General features: G+C 72.3%; 20 protein-coding genes and 1 pseudogene. 7 read left to right on the top strand and 14 right to left on the bottom strand.

Annotated elements, in window-relative coordinates:
• Nucleotides 1–19 precede the first annotated feature (19 nt).
• Together ACZ63I_RS10260 and ACZ63I_RS10265 are read right to left on the bottom strand one after the other, a co-directional pair.
• Complete coding sequence (locus ACZ63I_RS10260; RefSeq protein WP_469337275.1) at nucleotides 20–985, bottom strand: carbohydrate ABC transporter permease; 966 nt, start codon at nucleotides 983–985, stop codon at nucleotides 20–22.
• A gap of 11 nt (nucleotides 986–996) precedes the next feature.
• Entirely contained in the window at nucleotides 997–1,959 is a 963-nt protein-coding gene (locus ACZ63I_RS10265; RefSeq protein WP_469337276.1) for a carbohydrate ABC transporter permease, read from the bottom strand.
• Between the two features lie 197 nt (nucleotides 1,960–2,156).
• On the opposite strand from ACZ63I_RS10265, the gene ACZ63I_RS10270 reads away from it, so the two are divergent.
• Nucleotides 2,157–3,338, top strand: a complete 1,182-nt coding sequence (locus ACZ63I_RS10270) for an ROK family protein (RefSeq protein ID WP_469337278.1) — start codon at nucleotides 2,157–2,159, stop codon at nucleotides 3,336–3,338.
• Nucleotides 3,339–3,448: 110 nt separating this feature from the next.
• Entirely contained in the window at nucleotides 3,449–4,690 is a 1,242-nt protein-coding gene (locus ACZ63I_RS10275; RefSeq protein ID WP_469337280.1) for an ROK family transcriptional regulator, read from the top strand.
• A 425-nt stretch (nucleotides 4,691–5,115) separates the two neighbouring features.
• Here ACZ63I_RS10275 and xylA read toward each other — a convergent pair whose 3' ends face one another.
• Entirely contained in the window at nucleotides 5,116–6,285 is a 1,170-nt protein-coding gene (xylA, locus tag ACZ63I_RS10280; RefSeq protein ID WP_469337282.1) for a xylose isomerase, read from the bottom strand.
• Nucleotides 6,286–6,542: 257 nt separating this feature from the next.
• On the opposite strand from xylA, the gene xylB reads away from it, so the two are divergent.
• Nucleotides 6,543–8,018, top strand: coding sequence for a xylulokinase (gene xylB, locus ACZ63I_RS10285; RefSeq protein ID WP_469337284.1), 1,476 nt, complete (start codon nucleotides 6,543–6,545; stop codon nucleotides 8,016–8,018).
• A gap of 45 nt (nucleotides 8,019–8,063) precedes the next feature.
• Here the strand turns inward: xylB and ACZ63I_RS10290 are convergent, their stop codons facing one another.
• The 5 genes and pseudogenes from ACZ63I_RS10290 to ACZ63I_RS10310 form a co-directional block, all read right to left on the bottom strand.
• Nucleotides 8,064–8,978: a LysR family transcriptional regulator gene (locus ACZ63I_RS10290; RefSeq protein WP_469337285.1), complete on the bottom strand. Its 915-nt coding sequence runs from the start codon at nucleotides 8,976–8,978 to the stop codon at nucleotides 8,064–8,066.
• Nucleotides 8,979–9,020: 42 nt separating this feature from the next.
• Nucleotides 9,021–10,214 (bottom strand): glycine C-acetyltransferase, encoded by a 1,194-nt coding sequence (locus ACZ63I_RS10295; RefSeq protein WP_469337287.1) that lies wholly within the window; start codon nucleotides 10,212–10,214, stop codon nucleotides 9,021–9,023.
• A gap of 83 nt (nucleotides 10,215–10,297) precedes the next feature.
• Nucleotides 10,298–11,326 (bottom strand): L-threonine 3-dehydrogenase, encoded by a 1,029-nt coding sequence (gene tdh / locus ACZ63I_RS10300; RefSeq protein WP_469337289.1) that lies wholly within the window; start codon nucleotides 11,324–11,326, stop codon nucleotides 10,298–10,300.
• A gap of 437 nt (nucleotides 11,327–11,763) precedes the next feature.
• Nucleotides 11,764–12,723 (bottom strand): annotated as a pseudogene (locus tag ACZ63I_RS10305) (DMT family transporter); the annotation flags it as partial.
• Nucleotides 12,720–13,523 carry a phosphatase PAP2 family protein gene (locus tag ACZ63I_RS10310; protein WP_469337291.1) on the bottom strand — a complete coding sequence of 268 codons (804 nt, stop codon included), beginning with the start codon at nucleotides 13,521–13,523 and terminating at the stop codon, nucleotides 12,720–12,722. The gene ACZ63I_RS10310 and the pseudogene ACZ63I_RS10305, both read right to left, overlap by 4 nt.
• Before the next feature lie 211 nt (nucleotides 13,524–13,734).
• Between ACZ63I_RS10310 and ACZ63I_RS10315 the strand changes: the two genes are divergently transcribed.
• A complete protein-coding gene (locus tag ACZ63I_RS10315) occupies nucleotides 13,735–14,328 on the top strand; it encodes a TetR/AcrR family transcriptional regulator (protein WP_469337293.1) in 594 nt (197 codons plus the stop codon).
• Between the two features lie 433 nt (nucleotides 14,329–14,761).
• Nucleotides 14,762–15,844, top strand: a complete 1,083-nt coding sequence (locus ACZ63I_RS10320; RefSeq protein ID WP_469337295.1) for a terpene synthase family protein — start codon at nucleotides 14,762–14,764, stop codon at nucleotides 15,842–15,844.
• Here the strand turns inward: ACZ63I_RS10320 and ACZ63I_RS10325 are convergent, their stop codons facing one another.
• The 5 genes from ACZ63I_RS10325 to ACZ63I_RS10345 form a co-directional block, all read right to left on the bottom strand.
• A complete protein-coding gene (locus tag ACZ63I_RS10325) occupies nucleotides 15,845–17,398 on the bottom strand; it encodes a cytochrome P450 (RefSeq protein WP_469337297.1) in 1,554 nt (517 codons plus the stop codon).
• 70 nt (nucleotides 17,399–17,468) lie between these two features.
• The gene (locus ACZ63I_RS10330; protein ID WP_469337298.1) at nucleotides 17,469–18,083 is read right to left on the bottom strand and encodes a GTP-binding protein; all 615 of its coding nucleotides are present in this window, start codon (nucleotides 18,081–18,083) and stop codon (nucleotides 17,469–17,471) included.
• Nucleotides 18,064–18,435 carry a DUF742 domain-containing protein gene (locus ACZ63I_RS10335; RefSeq protein ID WP_469337300.1) on the bottom strand — a complete coding sequence of 124 codons (372 nt, stop codon included), beginning with the start codon at nucleotides 18,433–18,435 and terminating at the stop codon, nucleotides 18,064–18,066. Before ACZ63I_RS10335 ends, ACZ63I_RS10330 begins: the two co-directional genes overlap by 20 nt.
• Nucleotides 18,432–18,839: a roadblock/LC7 domain-containing protein gene (locus ACZ63I_RS10340; RefSeq protein WP_469337302.1), complete on the bottom strand. Its 408-nt coding sequence runs from the start codon at nucleotides 18,837–18,839 to the stop codon at nucleotides 18,432–18,434. The genes ACZ63I_RS10335 and ACZ63I_RS10340 overlap by 4 nt, the downstream gene beginning before the upstream one ends.
• Nucleotides 18,836–20,524 carry a sensor histidine kinase gene (locus tag ACZ63I_RS10345; protein WP_469337303.1) on the bottom strand — a complete coding sequence of 563 codons (1,689 nt, stop codon included), beginning with the start codon at nucleotides 20,522–20,524 and terminating at the stop codon, nucleotides 18,836–18,838. The genes ACZ63I_RS10340 and ACZ63I_RS10345 overlap by 4 nt, the downstream gene beginning before the upstream one ends.
• Nucleotides 20,525–20,868: 344 nt before the next feature.
• Between ACZ63I_RS10345 and ACZ63I_RS10350 the strand changes: the two genes are divergently transcribed.
• Together ACZ63I_RS10350 and ACZ63I_RS10355 are read left to right on the top strand one after the other, a co-directional pair.
• A complete protein-coding gene (locus ACZ63I_RS10350; protein WP_469337304.1) occupies nucleotides 20,869–21,726 on the top strand; it encodes a helix-turn-helix transcriptional regulator in 858 nt (285 codons plus the stop codon).
• A gap of 156 nt (nucleotides 21,727–21,882) precedes the next feature.
• On the top strand, nucleotides 21,883–23,172 hold the full coding sequence (locus ACZ63I_RS10355; protein WP_469337305.1) for a D-alanyl-D-alanine carboxypeptidase family protein: 1,290 nt from the start codon (nucleotides 21,883–21,885) through the stop codon (nucleotides 23,170–23,172).
• A gap of 36 nt (nucleotides 23,173–23,208) precedes the next feature.
• Here the strand turns inward: ACZ63I_RS10355 and ACZ63I_RS10360 are convergent, their stop codons facing one another.
• Entirely contained in the window at nucleotides 23,209–24,018 is an 810-nt protein-coding gene (locus ACZ63I_RS10360; protein WP_469337307.1) for a pentapeptide repeat-containing protein, read from the bottom strand.
• Nucleotides 24,019–24,055 lie beyond the last annotated feature (37 nt).

Genomic DNA, 24,055 nt, shown 5'->3' on the forward strand with positions numbered 1-24,055 from the left:
GTACATGGGTCCGTACTTCCTACTTCAGGCCGGTGAAGCCGATGGAGTTGACGATGCGGCGGCCGAAGACCATGAACAGCGCGAGCATCGGCAGGGCGGCGATCAGGGTGGCCGCCATCAGCCCCGCCCAGTCGGGCGCGGCCTGCGGGGACGACTGCTTGAAGACGCCGAGGGCGAGGGTGAGCGGCCTGGCGTGCTCGCCGTTGGTGACCAGCAGGGGCCAGAAGTAGTCGTTCCAGGTGTTGATGAACGTCAGCAGGGAGAGCGTCGCGATCGGCGCGGCCGTCATCGGCAGGGTGATCTTGAAGAAGATCCGCATCCGGGAGGCGCCGTCCACGATCGCGGCCTCCTCGATCTCGGTGGAGAGGCCGAGCATGAACTGCCGCAGGAAGAAGACGTTGAACGCCGAGAACAGCGCGCCCGGCAGGATCAGTCCGGCGAACGAGTCCATCAGGCCGAGGTTGCGGATGAGCACGAAGTTCGGCAGCAGGGTGAGGATCCCGGGCACCATCAGCGCGCAGAGCAGGACGGTGAAGACCGCGTCCCGGCCCTTCCAGCGCAGCCGGGAGAAGGCGTAGGCGGCCATCGCCGAGAAGAAGACGACCAGCGCGGTCTGGACGGTGGCGTAGACGATCGAGTTGCGCAGGTAGAGCGCGGTGTCGAGGGAGGCGCCTGAGCCGCCCTGCGACTGGGCCTCGGCGGTCGAGGCGAGGCCGAGGGCCCGTTTGAAGGCGCCGACGGTGAAGTCGACGGGCAGCAGGGACGACGGATCCGTGGGCAGGGCCACGTTGTTGGAGAAGGCCGTCCGCAGGATCCAGTAGAACGGGAAGATGGTGACGACGAGCACGACGGCGACGTAGATCCAGGCGATGGCCTTGCCGGGCGAGAACCGCGCTCCCGCTGCCGGGCGCGGCCCGGCAGTCTCGTGCGGTCCCGCTGCCGGGTGCGGCCCGGCTGTCGTGGCGGATGACGACAGGGTGGACATGGTCCGGCTCCTCAGCTCAGGTCGGATTCGTTGGCGCGGGCCAGCCGCATCTGGGTGAAGGTGATCGCGATGAGCATCACGAACAGCGCCAGCGACATCGTCGAGGCGTAGCCGAAGTCCAGCTCCCCGAAGGCTTTTTCGTAGATGTACATCTGGAGCACGTTGGAGGCGTTGGCCGGGCCGCCCTTGGTCGTGACCTGCACGATGTCGAAGACCTGGAAGGATCCGATGACGGTCAGGATCACCACCATGACCAGGATCGGCCGCAGCAGCGGCACCGTCAGCCTGCGGAACATCTGCAGCTCGCTCGCCCCGTCGAGTCGGCCGGCCTCGTAGACCGTCGGCGGGATGGTCTGCAGCCCGGCGAAGATCAGTACGGCGTTGTAGCCCATGGACTTCCAGATGCTGATCGCGGCGAGCGAGGGCACCGCCCAGTGGCTGTCGCCGAAGAACAGCAGATGCTGCCCGGTGACCTTCTCGATCAGCGCGCTGATGATGCCGAGCTGCGGGTCGAGCATCCACTGCCAGACCAGGGCGGCGACCACGCCCGAGATCAGGAACGGCAGGATGATCAGGCCCCTGATCACGGTGGAGTTGGTCAGCCGGTGCAGGACGACGGCGGTGATCAGCGAGAAGAGCACCCCGAGGACGACGGAGACCGCGACGAAATAGGCGGTGACGCCCAGCGAGTGCCAGAAGACGCTGTCGTGGATCAGCTCGCGGAAGTTGGCGAGGCCCACCCACTTCGCCGGGGTGAGGATGTGGAACGTGGTGAAGCTGAAGTAGAGGCCGCGCACGGTCGGGTAGGCGAAGAAGACCAGGAACCCGACGACGGCCGGGGTGATGAGCAGCCACGCCAGCTTCGCGTCGCCGCGCCGGTGGGTGGCCACGGCGCCGGGCCGCTGCGAGCGGCGGCCGGCGGGCCCGCGTACGGCCTCGCGGCCGGGCGGCGCGGTGCGAGCTGACAGTGCCATGGCTGCTCCATTTCGCCGCTTCGTCGCGGCTGGTCCGTGGCTCCCTGAGTGAGGGGGAGCGCCGCGACCCTAGTCAGGGTTTCCTTCCAGGGTCAATATATTGACGGCCACCGTTTCCGGCGGACTTCTCGCTGGCCTGAGCGTGAATGACCGTAACCGAGCGCCATTACCTGCCCTGAGAAGGTAATATTCCGGCCGTGAGTCTCTCCCAGCAGCCACCCGCCGCCGCCCTGGTGTTCCAGACCCTGTTGACGCAGGGCCCGCTGACCCGGGCCGAACTCGGCCGCAGAACCGGGCTGTCGTCCGGAGCCGTCACCAAGGTCTCCACCCCGCTGCTCGCCGACGGCTGGATCACCGAGATCGGCCAGCCCGCCGGCGAACGGATGCCGGGCAGGCCGGCCACGCTCGTCGCCGTCCGGCCCGACCGGGCGCGGTTCGTCGGCGTCAAGGTGACAGCCGACGAGCTGATCGGCGTCCTGGCCGATCTGACGGCGACCCCGCTCGCCACCCGCCGGGTCGCCCTCGGCTCGCGGGACGTCGGCACGGTCGTACGGGCCATCGCGCGGCTGGTGGGAAAGCTCGCGGCGGAGCCCGAAGGCGAGCACGCGCCGGAGGTGCACAGTGTCGGTGTGACCATCGCGGGCGACGTCGACGGACACACCGGCGCCGTACGGTACTCACCGTTCCTGGACTGGCGCGGTGTGCAGCTCGCCGCCCTCGTGGAGAGCGCGACGGGCATCGCGACGGTCATCGACAACGACGTACGGGCGCTGACGGTGGCCGAGCAGTGGTTCGGCTCGGGAGCGGGGCTCTCCTCGTTCGCGCTGGTCACCGTCGGCGCGGGGATCGGCTGCGGAATCTCCATCAACGGCCATGTGGTCTCCGGCGCCCACGGGGTGTCCGGCGAGATCGGCCATCTGCCGGTGGGCGGCTCCGACCGGGTCTGCACCTGCGGCAACACCGGCTGTGTCGAGGCCATCGCCTCGGCCCAGGCGATCGTCGACCAGGTCAGGGCGGAGACCGGGGACAGCGCGCTCACTCTGGCCGACGCCACCCGGCTCGCCCACAGCGGCGACGAGGCGGCCCGGCGGGTCTTCACCCGGGCGGGCCGGGCGCTGGGTCTTGCCATAGCGTCGGTGGCCAACCTCTTCGGGCCCGAGCGCATCATCATCTCCGGTGAGGGCGTCGCCTCGTACGACCTGTTCAGCGCCGAGATCCGGCGGGCCTTCAGCGCCCAGGCGTTCGGAACGGCGGCCGACTGCGATCTGGTGGTCCGCCCGCTGCCCTTCGAGGCGTGGGCGCGGGGCGGGGCGGCGGTGGCGGCGCAGCGGCTGTTCGCGCCGGGCCGGACGGCAGGCGCGACGCTCTCCGCCGGCTGACCGGCGGCCGTCGTGGCGCAACGGACGCGTGTCCTGCGGCCTCCGCCATGGGGCGGACCTGCCAGGACACCCCCTGCGCGCAACGCCGATCACATAGGCTCGTCAGCGACATGAACAACAACCACACATCCCTCGGCCCCAAAGCGGACAAAGAGACAGTGCGCCGGCACAATCTGAGCCTTGTGCTGCGCGCGGTACGGGACGAGGGCGAGGCGACCAGGGCCGGGGTCGCCGCGCGCGTGGGACTGACCAGGGCCGCGGTGTCGTCCCTGGTCGAGCAGTTGCTGGAGAGCGGCTTCCTCTCCGAGTCGGGCAAGACGTTCAGCGGGCAGGCGGGCCGGCCCGGCACGGTGCTGAAGGTGACCCGCTCGGGTCCTGCGGGCATCGGTGTCGAGATCAACATCGACTACGTGTCGGTGTGTGTCGTCGACCTGTCCGGCACCGACCGGGTCCGGCTCACCGAGCACATCGACAACAGGGGCGCGCAGCCCGCCGAGGTGCTGGCCCGCGGCGCCCGGATCGCCGCGCGCACCCTGGAGTCGGCGGCCGAACAGGACTTGCTGCCCGTGGGGGTCCAACTGGCCCTGCCGGGGCTGGTGTCGGGCGGTACGGTCCGGCAGGCCCCCAACCTCGGCTGGAACCGGGTGCCGGCGGAGGAGCTGTTCGCGCGCGCCCTGGCCGAACTCCAGCCGGAGCGGCCCGTACTGCCGGTCAGTTCGGAGAACGAGGCCAATCTCGCGGCGCTGGCCGAGCTGTGGTTCGGCGGGCTCGGCCCGCTGCGCTCGTTCCTCTATCTGACCGGCGAGATCGGGGTCGGCGGCGCGCTGGTCCTCGACGGTGAACTGCTGCGCGGCGCGCACGGTTTCGCCGGGGAGATCGGCCATGTGGTCGTCGACTCCGAGGGCCCGCTGTGCCGTTGCGGTTCGCGCGGCTGCCTGGAGCAGTACGCGGGCCAGTCGGCGCTGCTGCGGGCGGCCGGCATGGACGAGAACTCCGGGGTGCCGGGCGTCGCCGAGCTGGAGCGCAAGGCGCGCGACGGTGACGCGCGGGCGGTGGCCGCCGTCGAGCAGGCGGGCACGATGCTGGGCCGCGTCCTGTCGGGCGCGGTGAATCTCTTCGACCCGGACGCGGTCGTACTCGGCGGGATCTACCGCGAGTTGATGCCGTGGCTGTCGCCGTCGGCCGACCGGGAGCTGACGGCCCGGGTGGTCTCGGGCCTGTGGCCGCGCGACAGCGGCCGGCTGCGCGCGTCCTCGTCGGCGGGCGACGCGGCGCGCGGCGCGGCGGCGCTGGTCGTACGGGCCGTACTGGCGGACCCGGTGGCGTACGTACGCCGCGAGGCGAACCGCTGACGACGGGAGAGCCCGCGGGGTGCGCCCCTCGGGGCGGGCCCGGCGACGCGTGCGAGCCGGCGGAGCTGGTCGGGTAGTTCGGCGACGCCGCGAGTGCGCGCGCCAGCCGGACGAGACTGCCCGGTCACGACCCGGGCCGCAGGCGGGTCCGCCCCCCTGAGGCGGGGCCGGCGACGCGTGCGAGCCGGCGGAGCTGGTCGGGCGGTTCGGTCGCGCCGCGAGTGTGCGCGTCGGGCGGGCGAGACCGCACGGCAACGACCTGGGCCGCAGGCGTGGGTGAGGCGGGTGATTCGTGTGATCGCGCGTGCCGGGCACGTGCTGCCTCGACCGGCCGCGCGCCTGCGTGGCCGGGAACGCCCGCTGTCCGGCCGGCGCACGGGCACAGCGGTGCCGTACGACCGCGCGTCGGCCGGGAGGGGCAATGCTCAGCGCGCGCCGAGCAGGTGGTCCATCGCGAGCTGGTCGAGCGCTTCGAACGCCATGCCGCGCTCGGCGGCCGCGTCGACGTCGAAGTCCTCGAAGGCCGTGCGGTCGGCGAGCAGCGCCGCCACTCCGTCGGCCGCCGTGGGCTGGGCCAGCTCGTCCAGGCGCGCTGCCCGCAGCGCCTCCTGGACCTGCGGGTCGGCGCGGAACGCGGCGGCGCGCTCCTTGAGGATCAGGTAGTTGCGCATGCAGCCCGCGGCCGACGCCCACACCCCGTCGAAGTCCTCGGTGCGCGGCGGCTTGAAGTCGAAGTGCCGCGCGCCTTCCCAGCCCGCGCTCTCCAGCAGGTCCACGAGCCAGAAGGCGGCGCGCAGATCACCGGCGCCGAAGCGCAGGTCCTGGTCGTAGCGGGTGCCGTGCTGGCCGTTGAGGTCGATGTGGAAGAGCTTGCCCGACCACAGCGCCTGCGCGATGCCGTGCTGGAAGTTCAGCCCGGCCATCTGCTCGTGGCCGACCTCCGGGTTGACGCCGAACAGCTCGGGGCGCGCGAGGCGGTCGATGAAGGCGATGGCGTGGCCGACGGTGGGCAGCAGGATGTCGCCGCGCGGCTCGTTCGGCTTGGGCTCGATGGCGAACTTGATGTCGTAGCCCTGCTCCGTGACGTACTCGGCGAGCAGGTCGAAGGCTTCCTTCATCCGGTCGAGCGCGAGGCGCACGTCCTTGGCGCCGCCCGACTCGGCGCCTTCCCTGCCGCCCCAGGCGACGAAGGTCTTGGCGCCCAGCTCGGCGGCGAGGTCGACGTTGCGCAGGACCTTGCGCAGCGCGTAGCGGCGGACGTCGCGGTCGTTGGCGGTGAAACCGCCGTCCTTGAACACGGGGTGGGTGAAGAGGTTGGTGGTGACCATCTCCACGGTGATGCCGGTCTCTTCGGTCGCCTGCCGGAAGCGCTTGACGTGCGCCTCGCGCTCCGCGTCGGTCGAGCCGAAGGGGATGAGGTCGTCGTCGTGGAAGGTGACCCCCCACGACCCCAGCTCGGCGAGGCGCTTCACGGACTCGACCGGGTCCAGGGCCGGCCGCGTGGCGTCACCGAAGGGGTCCTTGCCCTGCCAGCCCACGGTCCACAGGCCGAAGCTGAACTTGTCCTCGGGGGTGGGGGTGAAGCTATCCGTCATCTCTGGCCGCCTTCGACACGTCAAGGTCCGGCACCCGCCGACCTTTTGTTTCCTGACATGACTAATATGGCACGACGTCCCCGGTACGCAAAAGCCCCCGTTCGCGCTCATCTGTGTCCGACCGGTCGAACGTGCACGGGCGGGACCACGGAGAGTCAATGATCGCCGCCCCGGTTCCGGTGCGGCGCACCATCGCGTAATTTGTTTTTCCCACGTCCAAAACTGTGTTCCACAGCCGGTCAGGAAGAGGTGCGTCCATGTCGCGGAGCCCGGTCGTCATCGGCGTCGACAGCTCCACCCAGTCGACCAAGGCGGCGTTCACCGACGCCGGGACCGGCCAACTGCTCGCCGTGGGGCGCGCCTCGCACCGCGTCACGGGCGAGGGCGGCGCCCGCGAGACCGACCCCGAGGTGTGGTGGAGCGCGCTGCGCGAGGCGGTCACCGCGGGCCTCAAGGAGTCCGGTGTCGACGCCTCGGCGGTGACCGGTATCGCCGTCGCCGGACAGCAGCACGGACTGGTGGTGCTGGACCGCACCGGACGGCCGCTGCGGCCGGCGATGCTGTGGAACGACACCCGCTCCGCCCCGCAGGCCGCGGCGCTCACCGAGGCGCTGGGCGGCGGCGCCGCCTGGGCGGCGCGCACCGGTTCGGTGCCCGTCGCCTCGATCACCGCGACGAAGTGGCAGTGGCTGCGCGAGAACGACCCCGCCATCGCCGAGGCGACGGCGGCGGTCCGGCTCCCCCACGACTTCCTGACCGAGCGGCTGTCCGGCACCGCCGCCACCGACCCCGGGGACGCGTCGGGCACCAACTGGTACTCCACGGCCACCGGCGCCTACGACCCGGAGCTGCTGGCGCTGCTCGGCCTCGACGCCGCACTGCTGCCGGCCGTCGCGGCCACCGGCGGCGCCAGGATCGGCTCGCTCACCGCGGGCGCGGCGGCCGAGCTGGGGCTGCCCGCCGGTATCGCCGTCGCGGCCGGCACCGGCGACAACATGAGCGCGGCCGTCGGCCTCGGCCTCGGCGGCGAGGGGCTGCTGGACCACCCGGTGCTCAGCCTCGGCACCTCGGGCACGGTGTTCGCGGCGACCCGCACCCGCCCCACCACCCCGACGCTGTCCGGCTTCGCGGCGGCCGACGGTACGTACCTGCCGCTCGGCTGCACCCTGAACTGCACCCTCGCCGTCGACAGGGTGGCGGCGCTGCTGCGGCTCGACCGGGAGGACGCGACCCCGGGCGGCGAGGCCGTACTGCTCCCCTACCTCGACGGCGAGCGCACCCCCGATCTGCCCACAGCGGCGGGCCTGTTGACCGGGCTGCGGCACGACACCACACCGCAGCAACTGCTCGGCGCGGCCTACGAGGGCGCGGCGGTGACCGTCCTGCGCGCGCTGGACGAAGTCCTGGCCGCGTGCGGCCTCGACCCGTCGTCCCCCGAGGTGGCGGGCCGCCCGCTGCGGCTGATCGGCGGCGGCGCGCAGGGCCGGATGTGGGTGGAGACCGTACGACGCCTCTCCGGCCGCCGCCTGGTCGTCCCGCAGAGCGGCGAACTGGTCGCACTCGGCGCGGCGGCCCTGGCGGCGAGCGCGGCGACCGGCGAGGACCCGGTGGCCATCGCGACGTCCTGGCAGTCCGGCAGCGGCCCGGACCTGGAGCCGGTGACCCGGGACCTGGAGACCTGGGAACGGGTCAACTCGGTACTGGACCGCGCGGCGCCGACCCTGCTGTCGTAACCGGCCCGGCCCGGCCTGGGCGGCAGGTCCTGGGGAGGGTCCGACCTAGTCCGCCGTCGGTCCCGGCGCCGCCCGGCGCAGCGCGTCCAGGACCGGCCGGATCAGGGGGTGGGCCTCGGCGCCCGTGCGTACGGCGGCGAAGACGCGGCGGGTGGCGGGCGGGCCCGTTACCGGGCGGACCACCGTGCCCTTCAGGTCCATGCCGCGCAGCGCCGAGCGGGGCACGAGCGCGACGCCAGCGCCCACCCCAGCCAGAGCGACGACCGCGCGGAAGTCGTCGGACGAGTGCACCAGACGCGGCTGGAAGCCGGCGAGTTCGCAGGCGAGCTGGATCACGTCGCGGCACGGGTTGCCCGGGGAGTGGCCGATCCAGTCGCTGTCGGCGAGTTCGGCCAGGACCACCTCGGCCGACAGGGCCAGCGGATGCCCTGCGGGCAGCACCGCGTCGAAGGGCTCCGCGTACAGCGGCACCCGGGCGAGCCGCAGGTCGTCGTCGCTCGGCGCGCCCCGGTACTCGACGGCGACGGCCAGGTCCGCCTCGCCGTCGAGCACCATCGGCAGGCTCTCGTCGCCCTCGGCGTCCCGTACCCGTACCCGGATGCCGGGGTGCGTCCCGGACAGTGCCTGGACGGCGGGGGCCAGCACCTCGGCGATACCGGTGGCGAAGGCGGCGACCGTGACCTCGCCCGCCGCGCCGCCCGCGTACGCCGCCAGCTCCGCCTCGGCCCGTTCGAGCTGGGCGAGGACCGCATGGGCGTGGCCGAGCAGGATCTCCCCGGCGGCCGTCAGCCGTACGCCGCGGCCGCTGCGGGTCAGCAGGGTGTGCCCGGTCTCCTGCTCCAGCGCGGCGAGCTGCTGGGAGACGGCGGACGGGGTGAGGTACAGCGCGGCAGCCGCCGCGGTCACCGTACGGTGGTCCGCGGCGGCCCGCAGGATGCGCAGTCGCCGTGGGTCGATCATTCGGCTATTTTGCCAGGTCCGGGCGGTAAGCGGCCGGGCCGGTCAGCCGTGCAGGGCGGCGCGGGCCTCGACGAAGGCGGCGACCGCGCGCTCGACGTCGGCGGTGGAGTGCGCCGCCGAGAGCTGGACCCTGATCCGGGCCTTGCCCATCGGCACGACCGGGTACGAGAAGCCGATCACGTACACACCGCGCTCCAGCAGCAGTTCGGCCATCCTGCCCGCCTCGGCGGCGTCGCCGATCATCACCGGGGCGATGGGGTGGTCCCCCGCCAGGATGTCGAAGCCCGCCTCGGCCATCTTCGTACGGAACAGCGCGGTGTTGGCGCGCAGCCGCTCGCGCAGCTCGCCCGCGCTCTCCAGCAGGTCGAGCACCTTGATCGAGGCGGCGGCGATGACCGGGGCGAGCGAGTTCGAGAACAGGTACGGGCGGGAGCGCTGGCGCAGCAGGGCGACGATCTCGGCGCGCGCCGCCACGTAGCCGCCGGAAGCGCCGCCGAGCGCCTTGCCGAGGGTGCCGGTGATGATGTCGACGCGGTCCATGACGCCGTGCAGCTCGGGGGTGCCGCGACCGCCGGGGCCGACGAAGCCGACGGCGTGCGAGTCGTCGACCATGACGAGCGCGTCGTAGCGGTCGGCGAGGTCGCAGATCTCCGCGAGCGGCGCGACGTAACCGTCCATGGAGAACACGCCGTCGGTGACGATCAGCCGGCGGCGGGCGTCCTGCGACTCCTTGAGCCGCGCCTCCAGCTCGGCGAGGTCGCGGTTGGCGTAGCGCAGCCTGCGGGCCTTGGAGAGCCGGATGCCGTCGATGATGCTGGCGTGGTTGAGCGCGTCGGAGATGACGGCGTCCTCGGCGCCGAGCAGGGTCTCGAAGACGCCTCCGTTGGCGTCGAAGCAGGAGGAGTAGAGGATCGTGTCCTCCTGCCCGAGGAAGGTGGAGAGGCGCTGCTCCAGCTCCTTGTGGATCTCCTGGGTGCCGCAGATGAACCGTACGGACGCCATGCCGTACCCCCAGCGGTCCAGGGCGTCCTTGGCGGCGGCGACCACCTCGGGGTGGTCGGCGAGGCCGAGGTAGTTGTTGGCGCAGAAGTTGAGCACGGCACCGGAGGCGTCGCCGCCGGTGACGGCGACCGAAGCGCTCTGCGGGGTGGAGATGACCCGCTCGGGCTTGAAGAGTCCGGCCTCGCGGATCTCGTCGAGGGTGGCGCGCAGGTCGTCACGGGTGGAGGTGTACATGTCGGGCTCCTGGGATACGGCGGGGTCGCGGCGGCGGGCGGCAGGCGGCAGGCGGCAGGGAAAAGGGGGCGTTCGGCGCGCGGTCAGGCGTCCCAGTTGAGGATGATCTTGCCGCTGCGCGCGGTGGCCGCCTCGTCGAACGCCGCGTCGAAGTCCCGGTAGTCGTAGCTGCCGGTGATGACGGGGGCGAGGTCGAGACCGCCTTCGAGCAGGACGGTCATCGCGTACCACGTCTCGAACATCTCGCGGCCGTAGATGCCCTTGATCGTGATCATGGAGGTGACGATCTTCGACCAGTCGACGGCGAACTCCTGCGCCGGCAGGCCCAGCATGGCGATCCGGCCGCCGTGCGTCATGTTGTCGACCATGTCCCGCATGGCTTCCGGCCTGCCCGACATCTCCAGGCCGATGTCGAAGCCCTCCTTGAGGCCGAGTTGGCGCTGCGCCTCGGCGATGCCGGTGTGCGAGACGTCGAGGGCGAGGGTGGCACCGACCTTGCGGGCCAGCTCCAGCCGGTCAGGGCTGACGTCGGTGATCACGACATGGCGCGCCCCCGCGTGCTTGGCGACCGCCGCCGCCATGATCCCGATCGGTCCCGCGCCGGTGATCAGTACGTCCTCGCCGACCAGCGGGAAGGAGAGCGCGGTGTGCACCGCGTTGCCGAACGGGTCGAAGATCGCTGCGATATCGAGGTCGACCTCGGCGCGGTGCACCCAGACGTTGGAGCCGGGGATCACGACGTACTCGGCGAAGGCGCCGTCCCTGCCGACGCCGAGGCCGACCGTGCTGCGGCACAGATGCCGGCGGCCGGCCAGGCAGTTGCGGCACTTTCCGCAGACCAGATGGCCTTCGGCGCTGACCAGATCGCCGACGGCGACCTCCTGCACGTCGGCGCCGACCGCGGCGACCTCCCCGACGAACTCGTGGCCGAGGACGAGCGGCGTCCGCACCGACTGCTGGGCCCAGCCGTCCCACGACCTGATGTGCAGATCCGTGCCGCAGATGCCGGTGCGCAGCACCTTGATCAGTACATCGCCGGGGCCGTGCTCGGGCTCGGGGACGTCCATGAGCCGCAGTCCGGGCTCGGCCTTCTGCTTGACAAGTGCCTTCATCGGCTCGGCTCCCGGCAGGTGACAGTACGGATCGGTGGTCACCCACCAATCTGCCGAGCCGGGACCGCGCAGTCCATCGAGAGTTTCTTAAGCCGCCCCACAGCGCAGCTTCACGCCCGGCAGTGGCGGTGCGGCGACGGCGGCCGTTCGTCGTGGCCGCCGGCCGTGTCCTGCGGGTCCTGGGGCGCATCGTGCGAGGTGTCCCGCGGCGCGTCCTGCGGCTCGGGCAGGTCGACGGAGGCGTACGGGCCGGGCAGCAACAGTACCGGGATGGGTGCGCCCCAAACGATGGCACCGGCCATGGCGGAGCGGGCGGCGGCGACCCGCTCCCGGCCCTTGGACGGCTGCGGGGGCACTCCTGGCACCAGCGGGACCACCGGCTCGGCGGCCATGGCGGGGCGGCCGGAGGCGGGCATCCGGACCACCCGCATCGCGGGTCCGGTCCGCCGCGCCGGCTGGGCCCGCATCGCGGGTTCGGGATGCCGCGCGGGCTCCTCGGGCGCCACTCCCGCGTCCGCCTCTCCCGCGTCCGCCGCTTCGGCCCCCGCCCCGGTCACCGCCGCCCCGGTCACCGCCGAGCTGCGGGTCAGCAGGAACACACCGCGCGCCGCGACCACCGCGCCGACGGCCGCCGCCGCGATGCCGAGCGCACCGCCCTGGAGGCGTTCGCCGAGCAGGCTCAGCCCTATGGCGGCGGCCGCCACCGGGTTGGCCAGGGTCAGTACGGCCAGTGGTGCGCCGAGGCCGCCCCGGTAGGCGGTCTGGGACAGCAGCAGGCCGCCGGAGGCGAACGCCGCGACCAGCAGCGCCACCAGGCCGACCTGCCACAGCGGCAGCGCCGTCGTACCGCCGACGGCCGCGGCGACCGTCACGGTCTGGGTGAGCGCCGAGGCGACTCCCGAGGTGATGCCGGAAGCGGCGGCATGGCGCAGTCCTGGCCGGGCGCCCGGCCTGGTCAGTACGCCGACGAGCGCGAGGGCGACGGCGGCGACGCCGAGCGCCTGCCAGAGGGTGAGCGTCTCCTTCGGCGCCGTGCCTGCCGCTGCGAGCAGGATGGCGGCGAGGCCGACGAGCGTGAAGGCGGTGCCCTGCCACTCGCCCTTGCTGACCTGCCGCCCTGCCCTGCGCGCGCCGAGCGGTACGGCGGCGACGAGGGTCAGGGCGCCCAGCGGCTGGACGACGGTGAGCGACCCGTAGGTGAGCGCGACGACATGCAGCAGCGCGCCGGCGGCGTTCAGCCCGACCGACCACCACCAGGCGCCGCGCCTGAGCAGCGTGAGCAGCCCGGTCTTCGGTTCGCTGCGGGCGGCCAGCCGCTCCTGGGCGACGGCCGCCGTGGCGTAGGCGACGGCGGAGACCAGCGAGAGTCCCACCGCCGCGAGCATCGCACCGTTCATCGGTGGCCCCCTGACGAGGTGACGAGTGGGATCTTGCGGGCCGGTACGGACGACCGGACCACGAGCGAGGGGGACTCGGCCCTGGGCGGCCGGATGAACGCCAGCGCGCCGGCCAGCAGGGCGGCGGCGACGATCGCGTCGAGCCAGTAGTGGTTGGCCGTGCCGACGACGACGAAGAGGGTGATCAGCGGGTGCAGCAGCCACAGCGCGCGCCACCGGGAGCGGGTGGCGGCGATCAGTCCGAGCGCGACCATCAGGGCCCAGCCGAAGTGCAGCGACGGCATGGCGGCGAACTGGTTCTCCAGTGAGCCGGAGGTGGGTGTCGCGCCGTACACCGTCGGTCCGTAGACCTTGGCCGTGTCGACGAGCCCGGCGGCGGTGAGCAGCCGGGGCGGTGCGAGGGGCAGCAGCAGATGGAGGGCGAGCGCGGCGCCGGTCACGGTGGCGAGGACCCGGCGGGCCCACACGTAGTGGCCGGGGCGGCGCCAGTACAGCCAGCACAGGAAGAGGACGGTGGCGGGGAAGTGCACCGCCGCGTAGTACGTGTTGGCTATGTGGACCAGGGTGTCGCCGTGCAGGAGGAGCCCCTGGACGGCGCCTTCGCCGGGCAGCCGCAGGTCACGTTCGAGGTCCCAGACCCGGTGCGCGTTGCGGTACGCCTCGGCCGTACGTCCGTTGGCGGCCTGCCTGCCGAGCTTGTAGACGAGGAAGAGTCCGGCGACGAGCAGCAGCTCGCGTGCGAGGGGCGGTCGGGCGGAAGCGTTCCGGTTCCGTTCGGCGGGCCCTGTCCGGGCATTCATTCACCCGACCCCCTTGCCTGGACGACACGGCGCTGGGCGGCGTCGTGGTGGTGCGGCGACGCGGTCCGCACCACGCCCTATCGATACGCCAGTGTACCGATACGCGCTCGTATCGGTACACTGGCGTATCGATACCGGGTATGCGGGATAGGTCACAGGACCCAGGACAGGCCGCGGGACCCGAGAGCCACAGGACCGAGAGGGAGAGACGATGACGTCGACGGGCCGCTCCAAGATCACGCCGGAACGTGAGCTGGAGTTCTACGAAGCGGCTCTCGACCTGCTCAGGGAGAGCGGCTACGAGGCGCTGACGATGGAGGGTGTGGCTGCCCGTACCCGCTGCGGCAAGTCGACCCTGTACCGCCAGTGGCGCACCAAGCCGCAGCTCGTCTCGGCCGCGCTGCGCGGCACCCGCTGCGTCAAGCTCAACGAGGTCGACACCGGCTCGCTCGTGACGGATCTGCTGGCGACGGCGCGCGGCATCGCCGCGGGCTCCGGCCGGGACACCGCGCTGATGCTGGGTCTCAGCCACGCGGCGCTGCAGAATCCGGAGCTGCTGTGCGCGCTGCGCGAGGGCTTCGTCGAGCCGCAGGTCGCCGCCATCGAGGCGATGACGCGGCGCGCGGTCGAGCGCGGCGAGGTCGCCGCCGACAATCCGGCGCTGGAGTTCGTGGCCGCGCAGCTCATCGGGGTGGTGCGGGCCCGTCCGGTGCTGGAGGGACAGCACGCCGACGAGGGCTATCTGATCCGCTTCCTGGAGTCCGCCGTGTTCCCCGCGCTCGGTCTGCGAGTCCCCTCGCCCTGATGACCGGCGGGCCGTCGTCCCAGCGGATGACCTGGCCCGCCCGCGCCGCACCGTGGGGACGGGGGCGGCGCACCTTCCGGCCGGTGGGCCCTTCTCCTACGGGGAGGGCCCACCGGCCGGTTCGTAGCCGGACCGCACCCGGCCGTCCCACCGGCCGACCGGTCAACGGCGTACAAGACGCGGTCAAGTCCCGCCTAAAACACCACTGAATACGCCAGAAGTGGCGCCGATCGAACAGCACTCTTCCGCCACCCCGGAGAGCGGTCCGGGTGCGCGGACAGCCGTCCATACCCGGCACGTCCGGGGGCCGGCCGCCAGACAACCTGTCGTTTTCGGCCAAGTAGTGTCCAAAAGTACGGTAGTTGACGACCGAACCCAGCCAGATACGCTCCATCGGAAGGGCACATCCCTGTCCCGCGCCTGGAGGCCGACCATGACGCTTGTCTCGGAACAGAGTTCGGTCCTGCGGCTGCCCGCTGTGCCGTTCTACTGCCCCGTCCCCGCGGCCAGGCACCAGTCGATCGACCTGCTGAACGAGCTGACCGTCCACTGGATGCTCCGGCAGGGGCTCGACAGCGACGAGCGCCAGCTCAAGCGGCTCGCGGTGTGCGACCTCGGCGGTCTGACGGGTGCGACGATGCCGTACGGGCGGCTCGAACCGCTGACGCTGATGGCCAAGTTCCACGCCGTGCTCTTCTCGCTCGACGACGGTGTGTGCGACGAGGCGGACGCCACGGCCGATCTGCTGGCCAGGGAGACCTCGCGGATCATGCGCGCGGTCGAGGCCCCCGGGGGCCCCTCCCCCACCGACTCGCCGCACACCGCCGCGCTGCGCGAACTCCGCGCGGAACTGGCGCGGTTCGCCTCCCCCGCGCAGATGCGCCGGTGGACGGACGCGATGCGCCTGTACACCTCGGGTCTGGTGTGGGAGGCGTCCTGGCGGCGCGATCCGCTGCTGCCCTCGCTCGACGACTACGTGACGATGTGGATGCGGGCGATAGGGATGGCGCCCTCCACGGCGATGATCGAGATCGTGGGCGGCTTCCAGGTCCCCGACGGCGATCTGGCGGACCCGCGGGTCCAGGCCCTCACCGAGATCACCTGGACCCTGGTGAGCTGGGACAACGACCTGTACTCGCGCAACAAGGAGCTGCTGCGGGCGGGCGACAACCTCAATCTGATCGACGTCCTGTGCCAGGAGCTGGACTGCGACCCGCACCGCGCGCTCGTCCGGGCGGTGGCGATGCGGGACCGCGTGATGGTGCTCTTCGACCGACTGGCGGCGCAGGTGCTCGGGGACGCGGACGAGGCGGCGCGCCAATACGTGCGCGGTCTGGCCCAGTTCATCCGGGGCCATCTCGACTGGGCCTCGGTGTGCCCCCGTTACACCGAGGACACCGGGGCGAAGGCGGCGCCCGGCGGATGGTGGAAGCAGCACCCCGCCGACGACGCCGCTGAGCCGCTTCCCCTCCCCTCGATCGCCTGGTGGTGGGACCAGGTGGACAGCGGGCGCTGATCAGTACCCGCGCGACCAGCGCACGGCGGAGCGCCACAGCCGGCGCGGCGCCGCGCCGCGGCCGCGCTCCGCAGCGGGCGCGGTGGACGGGAACGGCCCCTCCGACGCGGCGGGTTCGGCCGCCGGCATCCGCTCCGGCTCGGGCTCCGGCTGTCGCGGTGCGCCGCCCGGCCGCGGCGAGTCGACCCGCCAGGGCACCCGCGGGGCGGGCACCACCGGGCTCGGCGGCCCCGACACGTCCTGCGGCGGCCGGGGCGCGAACGTCACCGGCAGCGCGTCGAGCTGACGGGACATCAGGGCCGCCGTCCAGCTCAGCTCCGACTCCTCCACGGCGAGCTGGAGGTCGGGCAGCCGCAGCAGCAGCGCGTCGATCCCGGTGTCGGCGATGGCGCGGCCGATGTCCTGGCCCGGACACTCGTGCGGTCCGCCGCTGAAGGCGAGATGTGCGCGGTTGCCCTGCATGGAGGCGCTCCGGTCCGGACGTACCACCGGGTCGACGTTGGCCGCCGCGATGCCCACGACGAGCGCGTCACCCGCCTTGATGTGCTGGCCGCCCAACTCGGTGTCCCCGACGGCCCAGCGGCCGAAGATCGTGGTGAACGGCGGTTCGTCCCAGAGGGTTTGCTCCACGGCCTCGGGCAGTGTCATATGGCCGCCGCTCAACTGGGCCCGGAAGCGCGGGTCGGTGAGCACCATCCGGAGCACGTTGGCGATCAGGTTGGCGGTCGTCTCGTACGCGGCGATCAGCACGAGCCGCAGATGCTGACCGCACTCGGCGTCGGTGAGCCCGGCCGGGTGCTCGGTGAGCCAGGTCGCGAAGTCCTCCTCGGGGGCGCTCCTACGCCGGGCCACCAGCCGGTCAAGCGCCGCCATCACATAGGCGTTGCTCTCGTTGGCGGTCGCCGTGCCCTTGATCATGTCGCGGGCGGCCGCCACCAGACGCTGGTTGTACTCCTCCGGCATGCCGATGATCTGCGCCATCACCATCATCGGCAGATGTTCGGCGAACCGGCTCACCAGGTCGGCCTTGCCGTCCTCGCAGAACTCGTTGACCAGCCGGTTGCTGTAGCGGTTGATGTAGCGCCGCACGCCGCGGTGGTCGATGCGGGCGATCGAGTCGGTGACGGCGCCGCGCAGCCGCTCGTGGTCGGCGCCGTCGGCGAAGACGCAGATCGGCTGCCAGGTGAAGACCGGCGCCAAAGGGTGGTCGGGCGGCACGCTGCCGTCGTTCAGGGCCCGCCAGCGGCGCGAGTCGCGGGAGAACTGCGAGGGCGTCCGGGTCATGTGCAGGTTCTCGCTGTGGCCGAGTACGAGCCAGGCGGGCGCGTCGCCCTGGAGCAGCACGGGGGCGACGGAGCCGTGTTCGGCGCGCAGCTTCTCGTACAGGCCCATGGGGTCGCGCTCGGCCTCGGGGCCGTAGAGCCGGCGCAGTCCGTTGGGGGTCAGGCCGCCGGTCGCCATGCCGTGGGCGGGGCAGCCGGGGGGCGGTACCGCGCGGCCGTCCGTCCCCGGCAGCGGGGAATTCCCTGGCAGATGCGAAGAGGGGGTTGTCACGGTCACTCCTGGGATAAGGCAGGGAGGGTGGATTCGGTTCTGTCCGGGGTGAGTTGGACAGCGGCGCCGGTCAGCCGCGCGGCAGCGCGAGCGCGTGCAAGTAGCGCACCAGCGTCAGCAGCACATCGCGGCTGGACGCCCGCAGCCGGGCGTCGCAGTCGACCATCGGGACCTCGTCGGGCAGGTCGAGGGCGGAGCGCAGCGCCTCGACGGGATGGCGCGGCGCGTCGGGGAAGGTGTTGATCGCGACGACGAACGGCACACCGCGCTCTTCCAGCCGTCCGATCACGTCGAAGCTGACTTCGAGCCTGCGGGTGTCGACCAGTACGACGGCGCCGAGCGCGCCTTCGAAGAGGCCGTTCCACAGGAACCAGAAGCGCTCCTGCCCCGGGGTGCCGAAGAGGTAGAGCACCAGTTGTTCCGTGATGCTGATCCGGCCGAAGTCCATGGCGACGGTGGTGGCCGTCTTGCTCTCGACGCCGGAGTTGTCGTCCACGCCGACGCCGGCCTGGGTCATGGTCTCTTCGGTGGTGAGCGGTCTGATCTCGCTGACCGAGCCCACCATCGTGGTCTTGCCGACCCCGAACCCGCCCACGATCACGATCTTCACCGCCGAGGTGGCGGTGGTGGGGAGCACGTCCTCGCTCCGGGGTCCGGTGACCGTGTCAGAGTTTCTGAAGTCCATGCATCACCGCTTCGAGGAGGGACCGGTCGGGCAGCGCGGCACGTGCGACGGGCGCGCGCGACTCGACGAGTTCGGTGCCGAGGAGTTCGGTCAGCAGCGCGGTCACCACGCTGAAGGGCAGGCTGAGATAGGCCGACAGCTCGGCCACGGACAGCGGCGCCCGGCACAGCCGCAGGATGGCGGCCTGTTCGGGCGGCACCGTGGGCGACGGCGGGACCCGGGCGACGATCATGGTGACCAGGTCGAGAGCGGCGCGCTCGGCGCCGTCGGGTCCGCCGGTGATCACATAGAGCCGTTCCGGATCCCCCACGTCCGCCCGGGGGCTGCGGCGCTCGCGTTGGGGAGGGGTCATCCGCCCTGCCCGTCGTGGCGCGGCGGGCTCGTCAGATGGGCGCCGATCCGTACGACCATGTCCCGCATCCGGGCCCCCACCAGACCCGCGTCCACCGTGTCGTCGGCGAGGACGGCGAGATACGCGCCGGCGCCCGCCTCCATCAGGTAGAAGAAGCCGCCGCCGACCTCGATGACGACGAGCCGCATCCGGCCGTCGCTCAGCGGGATCTCGGCGGCGACGGCGGCCGCCAGGCTCTGCAGTCCGGCGCAGGCCGCGGCGAGCCGGTCGGCGACATCGGGGTCGCCGCCGTGCCTGGCGATCCTGAGCCCGTCGGCCGAGAGCACCACGATCTGCTGGATCTGCGGCACCCCGGTGGCCAGCTCCTTGAGCATCCAGTCCATGTTCGCCCGCTGCTGGATCACTTCAGGTCCCCTTTGCCCCACGTGTCATCGGAATCGTCGTGCCCGCCGGGATGGCCCGGCTGCTGTCCCTCGCCGTCCGACGGCTCCCGCGGGGTGCCGTTGACCGCCTTGGTGAACGCTTCGAGCCAGATGCCGGGGCCCGGCTGACCGCCCTGCCCGGCGCCGCCGTCGGTGCCGTTCGCGGCGCCGTTGGTCCCGTTGGTCCCGGCGGCGGGTGGCGCCGAGGCAGCAGCGGCGCCCCGGGCGGCGAGCCCCAGATTGTGCGAGCCCAAGGGGGCCCGGGTACGGCTGCGCCGCTGCGGCAGGCCGTTCTCGGTCCACTCGGTCACCACCGGAACGTCGTCCTCCAAGGCCGCCATCACTTTCGGTGCGGAACGCGGCGCCGGGGCCGGTGCCGGTGCCGGTGCGGACGGCTGCGGGCCGGTGAGCGGCCGGGGCGGCGGTGGCCCGTCGACGGAGCGCAGGGCCTCCTTCAGGGGCAGGGCGAGACCGGTGCCGCGCGGCAGCGCGGAGGCGCCGATGCCGTGGGCGATGCCGGGCGCGGGCCCCGTGGTGACGACGTCGCGCGGCACGACGAGCACGGCGCGTACGCCGCCGTAGGCCGACTGCCGCAGCGAGACCTGGAGGTTGTACATCTGGCAGAGCCGGCCGACGACGGCCATGCCGAGCCTGGGTGTCTCGCCGAGGTCGTTGAGGTCGATTCCGGCCTGGGCCTGGGCGAGCATGCGCTCGGCCCGGGTGCGGGCCTCTTCGCTGAGGCTGACTCCGCCGTCCTCGATCTCGATGGCGATGCCCGTCTGCACCTCGACGGCTGTCACGTGTACGCGGGTCTGCGGGGGCGAGTAGCGGGTGGCGTTGTCGAGGAGTTCGGCGCAGGCGTGGATGAGCGGTTCGACCGCTGTGCCGATGATGGCGACCTTGGCGATCGAGTGCAGATCGACGCGCTGGTACTCCAGGATCCGCGACATCGCGCCGCGCAGCACGCTGAACAGCGGTACGGGCCTGGGCCATTGGCGGCCGGGGCGGGCCTTGCCGAGCACCGCGATGCTGTCGGCGAGCCGGCCGATCAGCGCGGTGCCGTGGTCGATCCGCAGCAGGTCGTCGAAGACCTCGGGGTTGCGGCCGTGGTCCTCCTCCATCTCGCGCAGTTCGCTGGCCTGCTGGTGCACGATGGCCTGGACGCGGCGGGCGATGTTGACGAAGGAGCGCTGCGCGGACTCCCGCATGGCTTCTTCGTTGTCGACGATCTCCAGGATGGCGCGGAGCAAGGCGCGCTGTGCGTCGGGGAGTTGCCGGTAGCGGTCGTCGCCGTCCACGACGGCGCGGATCACTTCGAGCGGCGATTCGCCCTGCCGCAGCCGGTAGATGGCGGCGGGCATCAGCTCCTTGCCGAGCCGGACCAGGTCGTCGTCGTGCTCGGCCACGCTGCGTTCGAGGAAGCCGAGGCGGTGCGCGTACTGCTCGCGCAGGGCGCTCGCCACCCGGCCGCGGTGGATGATCTCGGCGGCGCACCAGGTCACGGTGACCGTGGCGAGCGCGCCGTAGACCACGACGGGTATCCGGGCGGAGCCGTCGACGAAGGCCACCAGGGCGGCCGTGGCCGCCACCATCAGGACGGCGGGGACCACGAGCGCGCGGACAACGGGGGACGGTTGATCGTTCGGGGGTGCTTCGAGACGAACCATGTAAGCCCTCTGGCGGTTGTTTCAGGTCGGATTATTCAAACCATCGAGACACAAGCGAACAAGTGCCTGATTTCGTATCAACTCGGCGCGCTCCGCGAGAGCTTAGCCCCGGCCGATCAGCACATCGGCATATTCACGCAACCCTCTGCACGACCCCTGCCGAGAGGCATACACTCGCCCGTTCGCACACTGCGCAGCGGTCACCGCACGAAGAGTGAGCACATCCGTACGGTCCACCCCTCCCGATACGAACATATGAGCGATTCACCAGGACCGGCGCGCCGTGACCGTGTGTAGCCCGCCGATGCCAAGCAGTCTCCGGCCGACCTGCTGATACTGGAGAAATGACCCGACACGGAGAGCTGGGCACGGCCCTGCACCGATGGCGTGACCGGATCGCACCGGCCGAGGCCGGGCTGCCCGCCGAGGAGTCCCGGCGCGCGCCCGGCCTGCGGCACGAGGAGCTGGCTGAGCTGGCAGGTCTGTCAGTGGACTACGTCGTCCGGCTGGAAGAGGGGCGGGCCACCTCCCCCTCGGTCCAGGTACTGAGCGCGCTGGCGCGCGCCCTGCGGCTGTCCGAGGAGGAACGCAGACATCTCTATCTGCTGGCGGGCCAGTCCCCGCCGGCCACCGGCCGTATCCCGTCCCACATCCCGCCCAGCGTCCAGCGGCTGATCGACCAGCTCGGCAGCACACCGATCGGTGTCTACGACGCGGCCTGGGACATGATCGCCTGGAACCCCCTGTGGGCGGCGCTCGTCGGCGACCCGGCGGCGGCGACGGGCCGCGACCGCAACGCGGCGTGGCGGCACTTCACCGGCCGGCCGAGCCGGGTCAGCCACACGCCCGAGCAGGAGGCCCGCTTCGAGGCCGCCCTGGTCGCCGACCTCAGGTCGGCCGCCGACCGCTACCCCACCGACGCGAACCTGCGCTTCCTGGTCGGCGAGCTGCGCCGGCTCAGCAGCCGGTTCAGCCATCTGTGGAAGTCGCACATCACCGGCTTCCACGAGAGCGACATGAAGACCGTCCATCACCCGGATGTCGGCCCTGTCACCTTCGACTGCGACACCCTCACGGCGCCCGGCAGCGATCTGCGGCTGGTCGTCTACTCGGCGCCGCCCGGCAGCGAGGCCGCGGAGACCCTGCCGCTGCTCGACGTGATCGGCACCCAGCCGATGCCCGCGGCCCCCTCCGGACACTGATCTCCGGTACGTCCGGAGGCCCCCGTCACCCGTTCGTCCCAACGAGGGCCGGCCGGCCCGGCGCCGCCGGGCCGGGACGGGTGGCTACGGAGAGTGATACGTCCGGTCGGCTCAGGCGGCGGTGCGCGATACCCGGACCGTTCCTACGGTGGCTGAATGATCATCAGATCCGTGACGCGCTCCGCGCTCGCCGGGACGGTGGCACTCGCCGCCGGCCTGCTGGTCCTCGTACCGGCGCCGTCCCCGGCCGCCGCCGACTCCCCATCCGATCCGTCAGCGCGGCCCGTGCAGGGCGCGCGGTCCGACCGGGCAGCGCTGCCCGCCGACCCCGCCCTGCTCTACGGGTCCGGCACCCAGGTGCGCACGGCGCCCGGCGCGCCCGCGCTGCCCTCCGAGGTGTCCGCCCTGTCCTGGCTGGTCTCCGACGCGGACACCGGCGCCGTGATCGCCGCCCACGACGCGCACCGCAGACTGCCGCCCGCCAGCACCCTCAAGACCCTCTTCGCCCTGACCGCCCTGCCGCATCTGCCGGCGCAGACCATGCACACGGTCACCAGCTCCGACCTCGCGGGCATCGGCGAGGGCAGCAGCCTGGTGGGGATCGTCCCGGGACACACCTACCGGGTCGCCGATCTGTGGCGGGGCGTCTTCCTCAGCTCGGGCAACGACGCCGTGCACGTACTGGCCGCGATGAACGGCGGTGTGCGGTCGACGGTCAGTCAGATGCAGCGCAAGGCACAGTTGTTGGGCGCCCTCGACACCCATGTCGTCTCCCCCGACGGGTACGACATGCCGGGGCAGGTCTCGTCCGCTTACGACCTCGCCGTCTTCGGCCGGGCGGGCCTCGCCGACCCGCAGTTCGTCGGGTACTCCTCGACAGCCGACGCGCAGTTCCCCGGCGACAAGACGGCCAGCTTCGGCATCCGGAACACCAACCGGCTGCTGAGCGGGGCCGACGGGGTCGCCCGCTACCCGGGGCTGATCGGGGTCAAGAACGGCTATACGACGAACGCGGGCAACACCCTGGTCGCCGCGGCCAGACACGGCAGCCGCACGGTGCTCGTGACGGTGATGAACCCGCAGTCGGGCGAGTCGAACGCCGTGTACGCGGAAGCCAGAAGGCTGCTGGACTGGGGCTTCGCCGCCGCAGGGCACGTACGTCCGGTGGGCTCGCTGCAACCGGCACCGGTGGTGCCGCCGAAGCTGCCCACCACTCCTGACACGGTGCGGACCGGCACCGGCGCGCTGCAGAAGGCGCTGGGCACCGCGCACGGTGCGCACGGGGCACATCCGGCGGCCCTCGCGGGGGCCGACGGGGCCGAGGGGGAACCGGCGTCGGCGTACATCCTGCCGCTCGCGCTCACGGGTTCGGCCGCCGTGGGGTCGATCGCGCTCTTCGTCTTCCGCCGTACGGGCCGCCGCCGGGGCGGCTCGACCGACCGGTGAGCGCGGCAGGGCCCGTACGCACCACCGAAGCGGCGGCTACCAGTGCGCGGGCCGGACGAGCGAGCCGGGCAGCCGGGTCGCCGCGTCGCCCTTCGCCGCCTGGAGTTGCGGCTGGGTGAGGAAGATCGCCCCGGTCAGATCGGCGCCGCGCAGATCGGCGTCCCGGAGGTCGGCGCCGATGAGATCGGCGATCCGCAGATCGGCCCCGCGCAGGTCGGCGGCGATCAGATACGCGCCGCGCAGATCGGCCCCGCGCAGATCGGCCCCCTTGAGCCGGGCGCCGAACAGGTCCGCTCCCCTGCGGTTCTTGCGCTTGCCCGGTACCTGGGCCCGTACGAGTTCGCTCGTGCGGGCCAGCAGGGCGCCGACACCCTGCCGGTGCGCCGCGACGTCCAGGGCCAGCAGGCTGTCGGCGTCGCCCAGGGTGAGCCGCTCCGTCGCAGCCAGCGCACGGGCCAGGTCGGCGCGGAGCGGACGGGCCTGCGGCAGCGTCGTCGCCTCCGTGAGATGGCGGAGCATCTCCTGGAGCTGGCGCATCACCGGCAGCAGGGCGAACATCTGCCCGGCGCTCTCCGGTGCCTGGCGCCAGTCCCGGCCGCCGAAGGTGTGCTGGGAGATCTTCTGCCCCGCGCCGAAGCAGTCGTAGACCGTGCAGCCCGCGTAGCCGCGCGGGCGCAGCTCGTCGTGGATGCCGCAGCCGAAGCCGGTGTCCAGATGACGGCAGGGCTCCCCCGCCTTCTTGGCCACGGGGAAGTCGGCGGAGACCGCGAAGGTCAGGGCGGCACAGCACAGCCCGAAGCAGGCACCGCAGTCGGCCCGCAGGGCGGGATCGGTCGGCTGGGGCATGGCGCTGCTCTCCTGCGTGGAACGGTGGCGGGGCGCC

This window comes from Streptomyces sp. NPDC087906 (assembly GCF_055584925.1).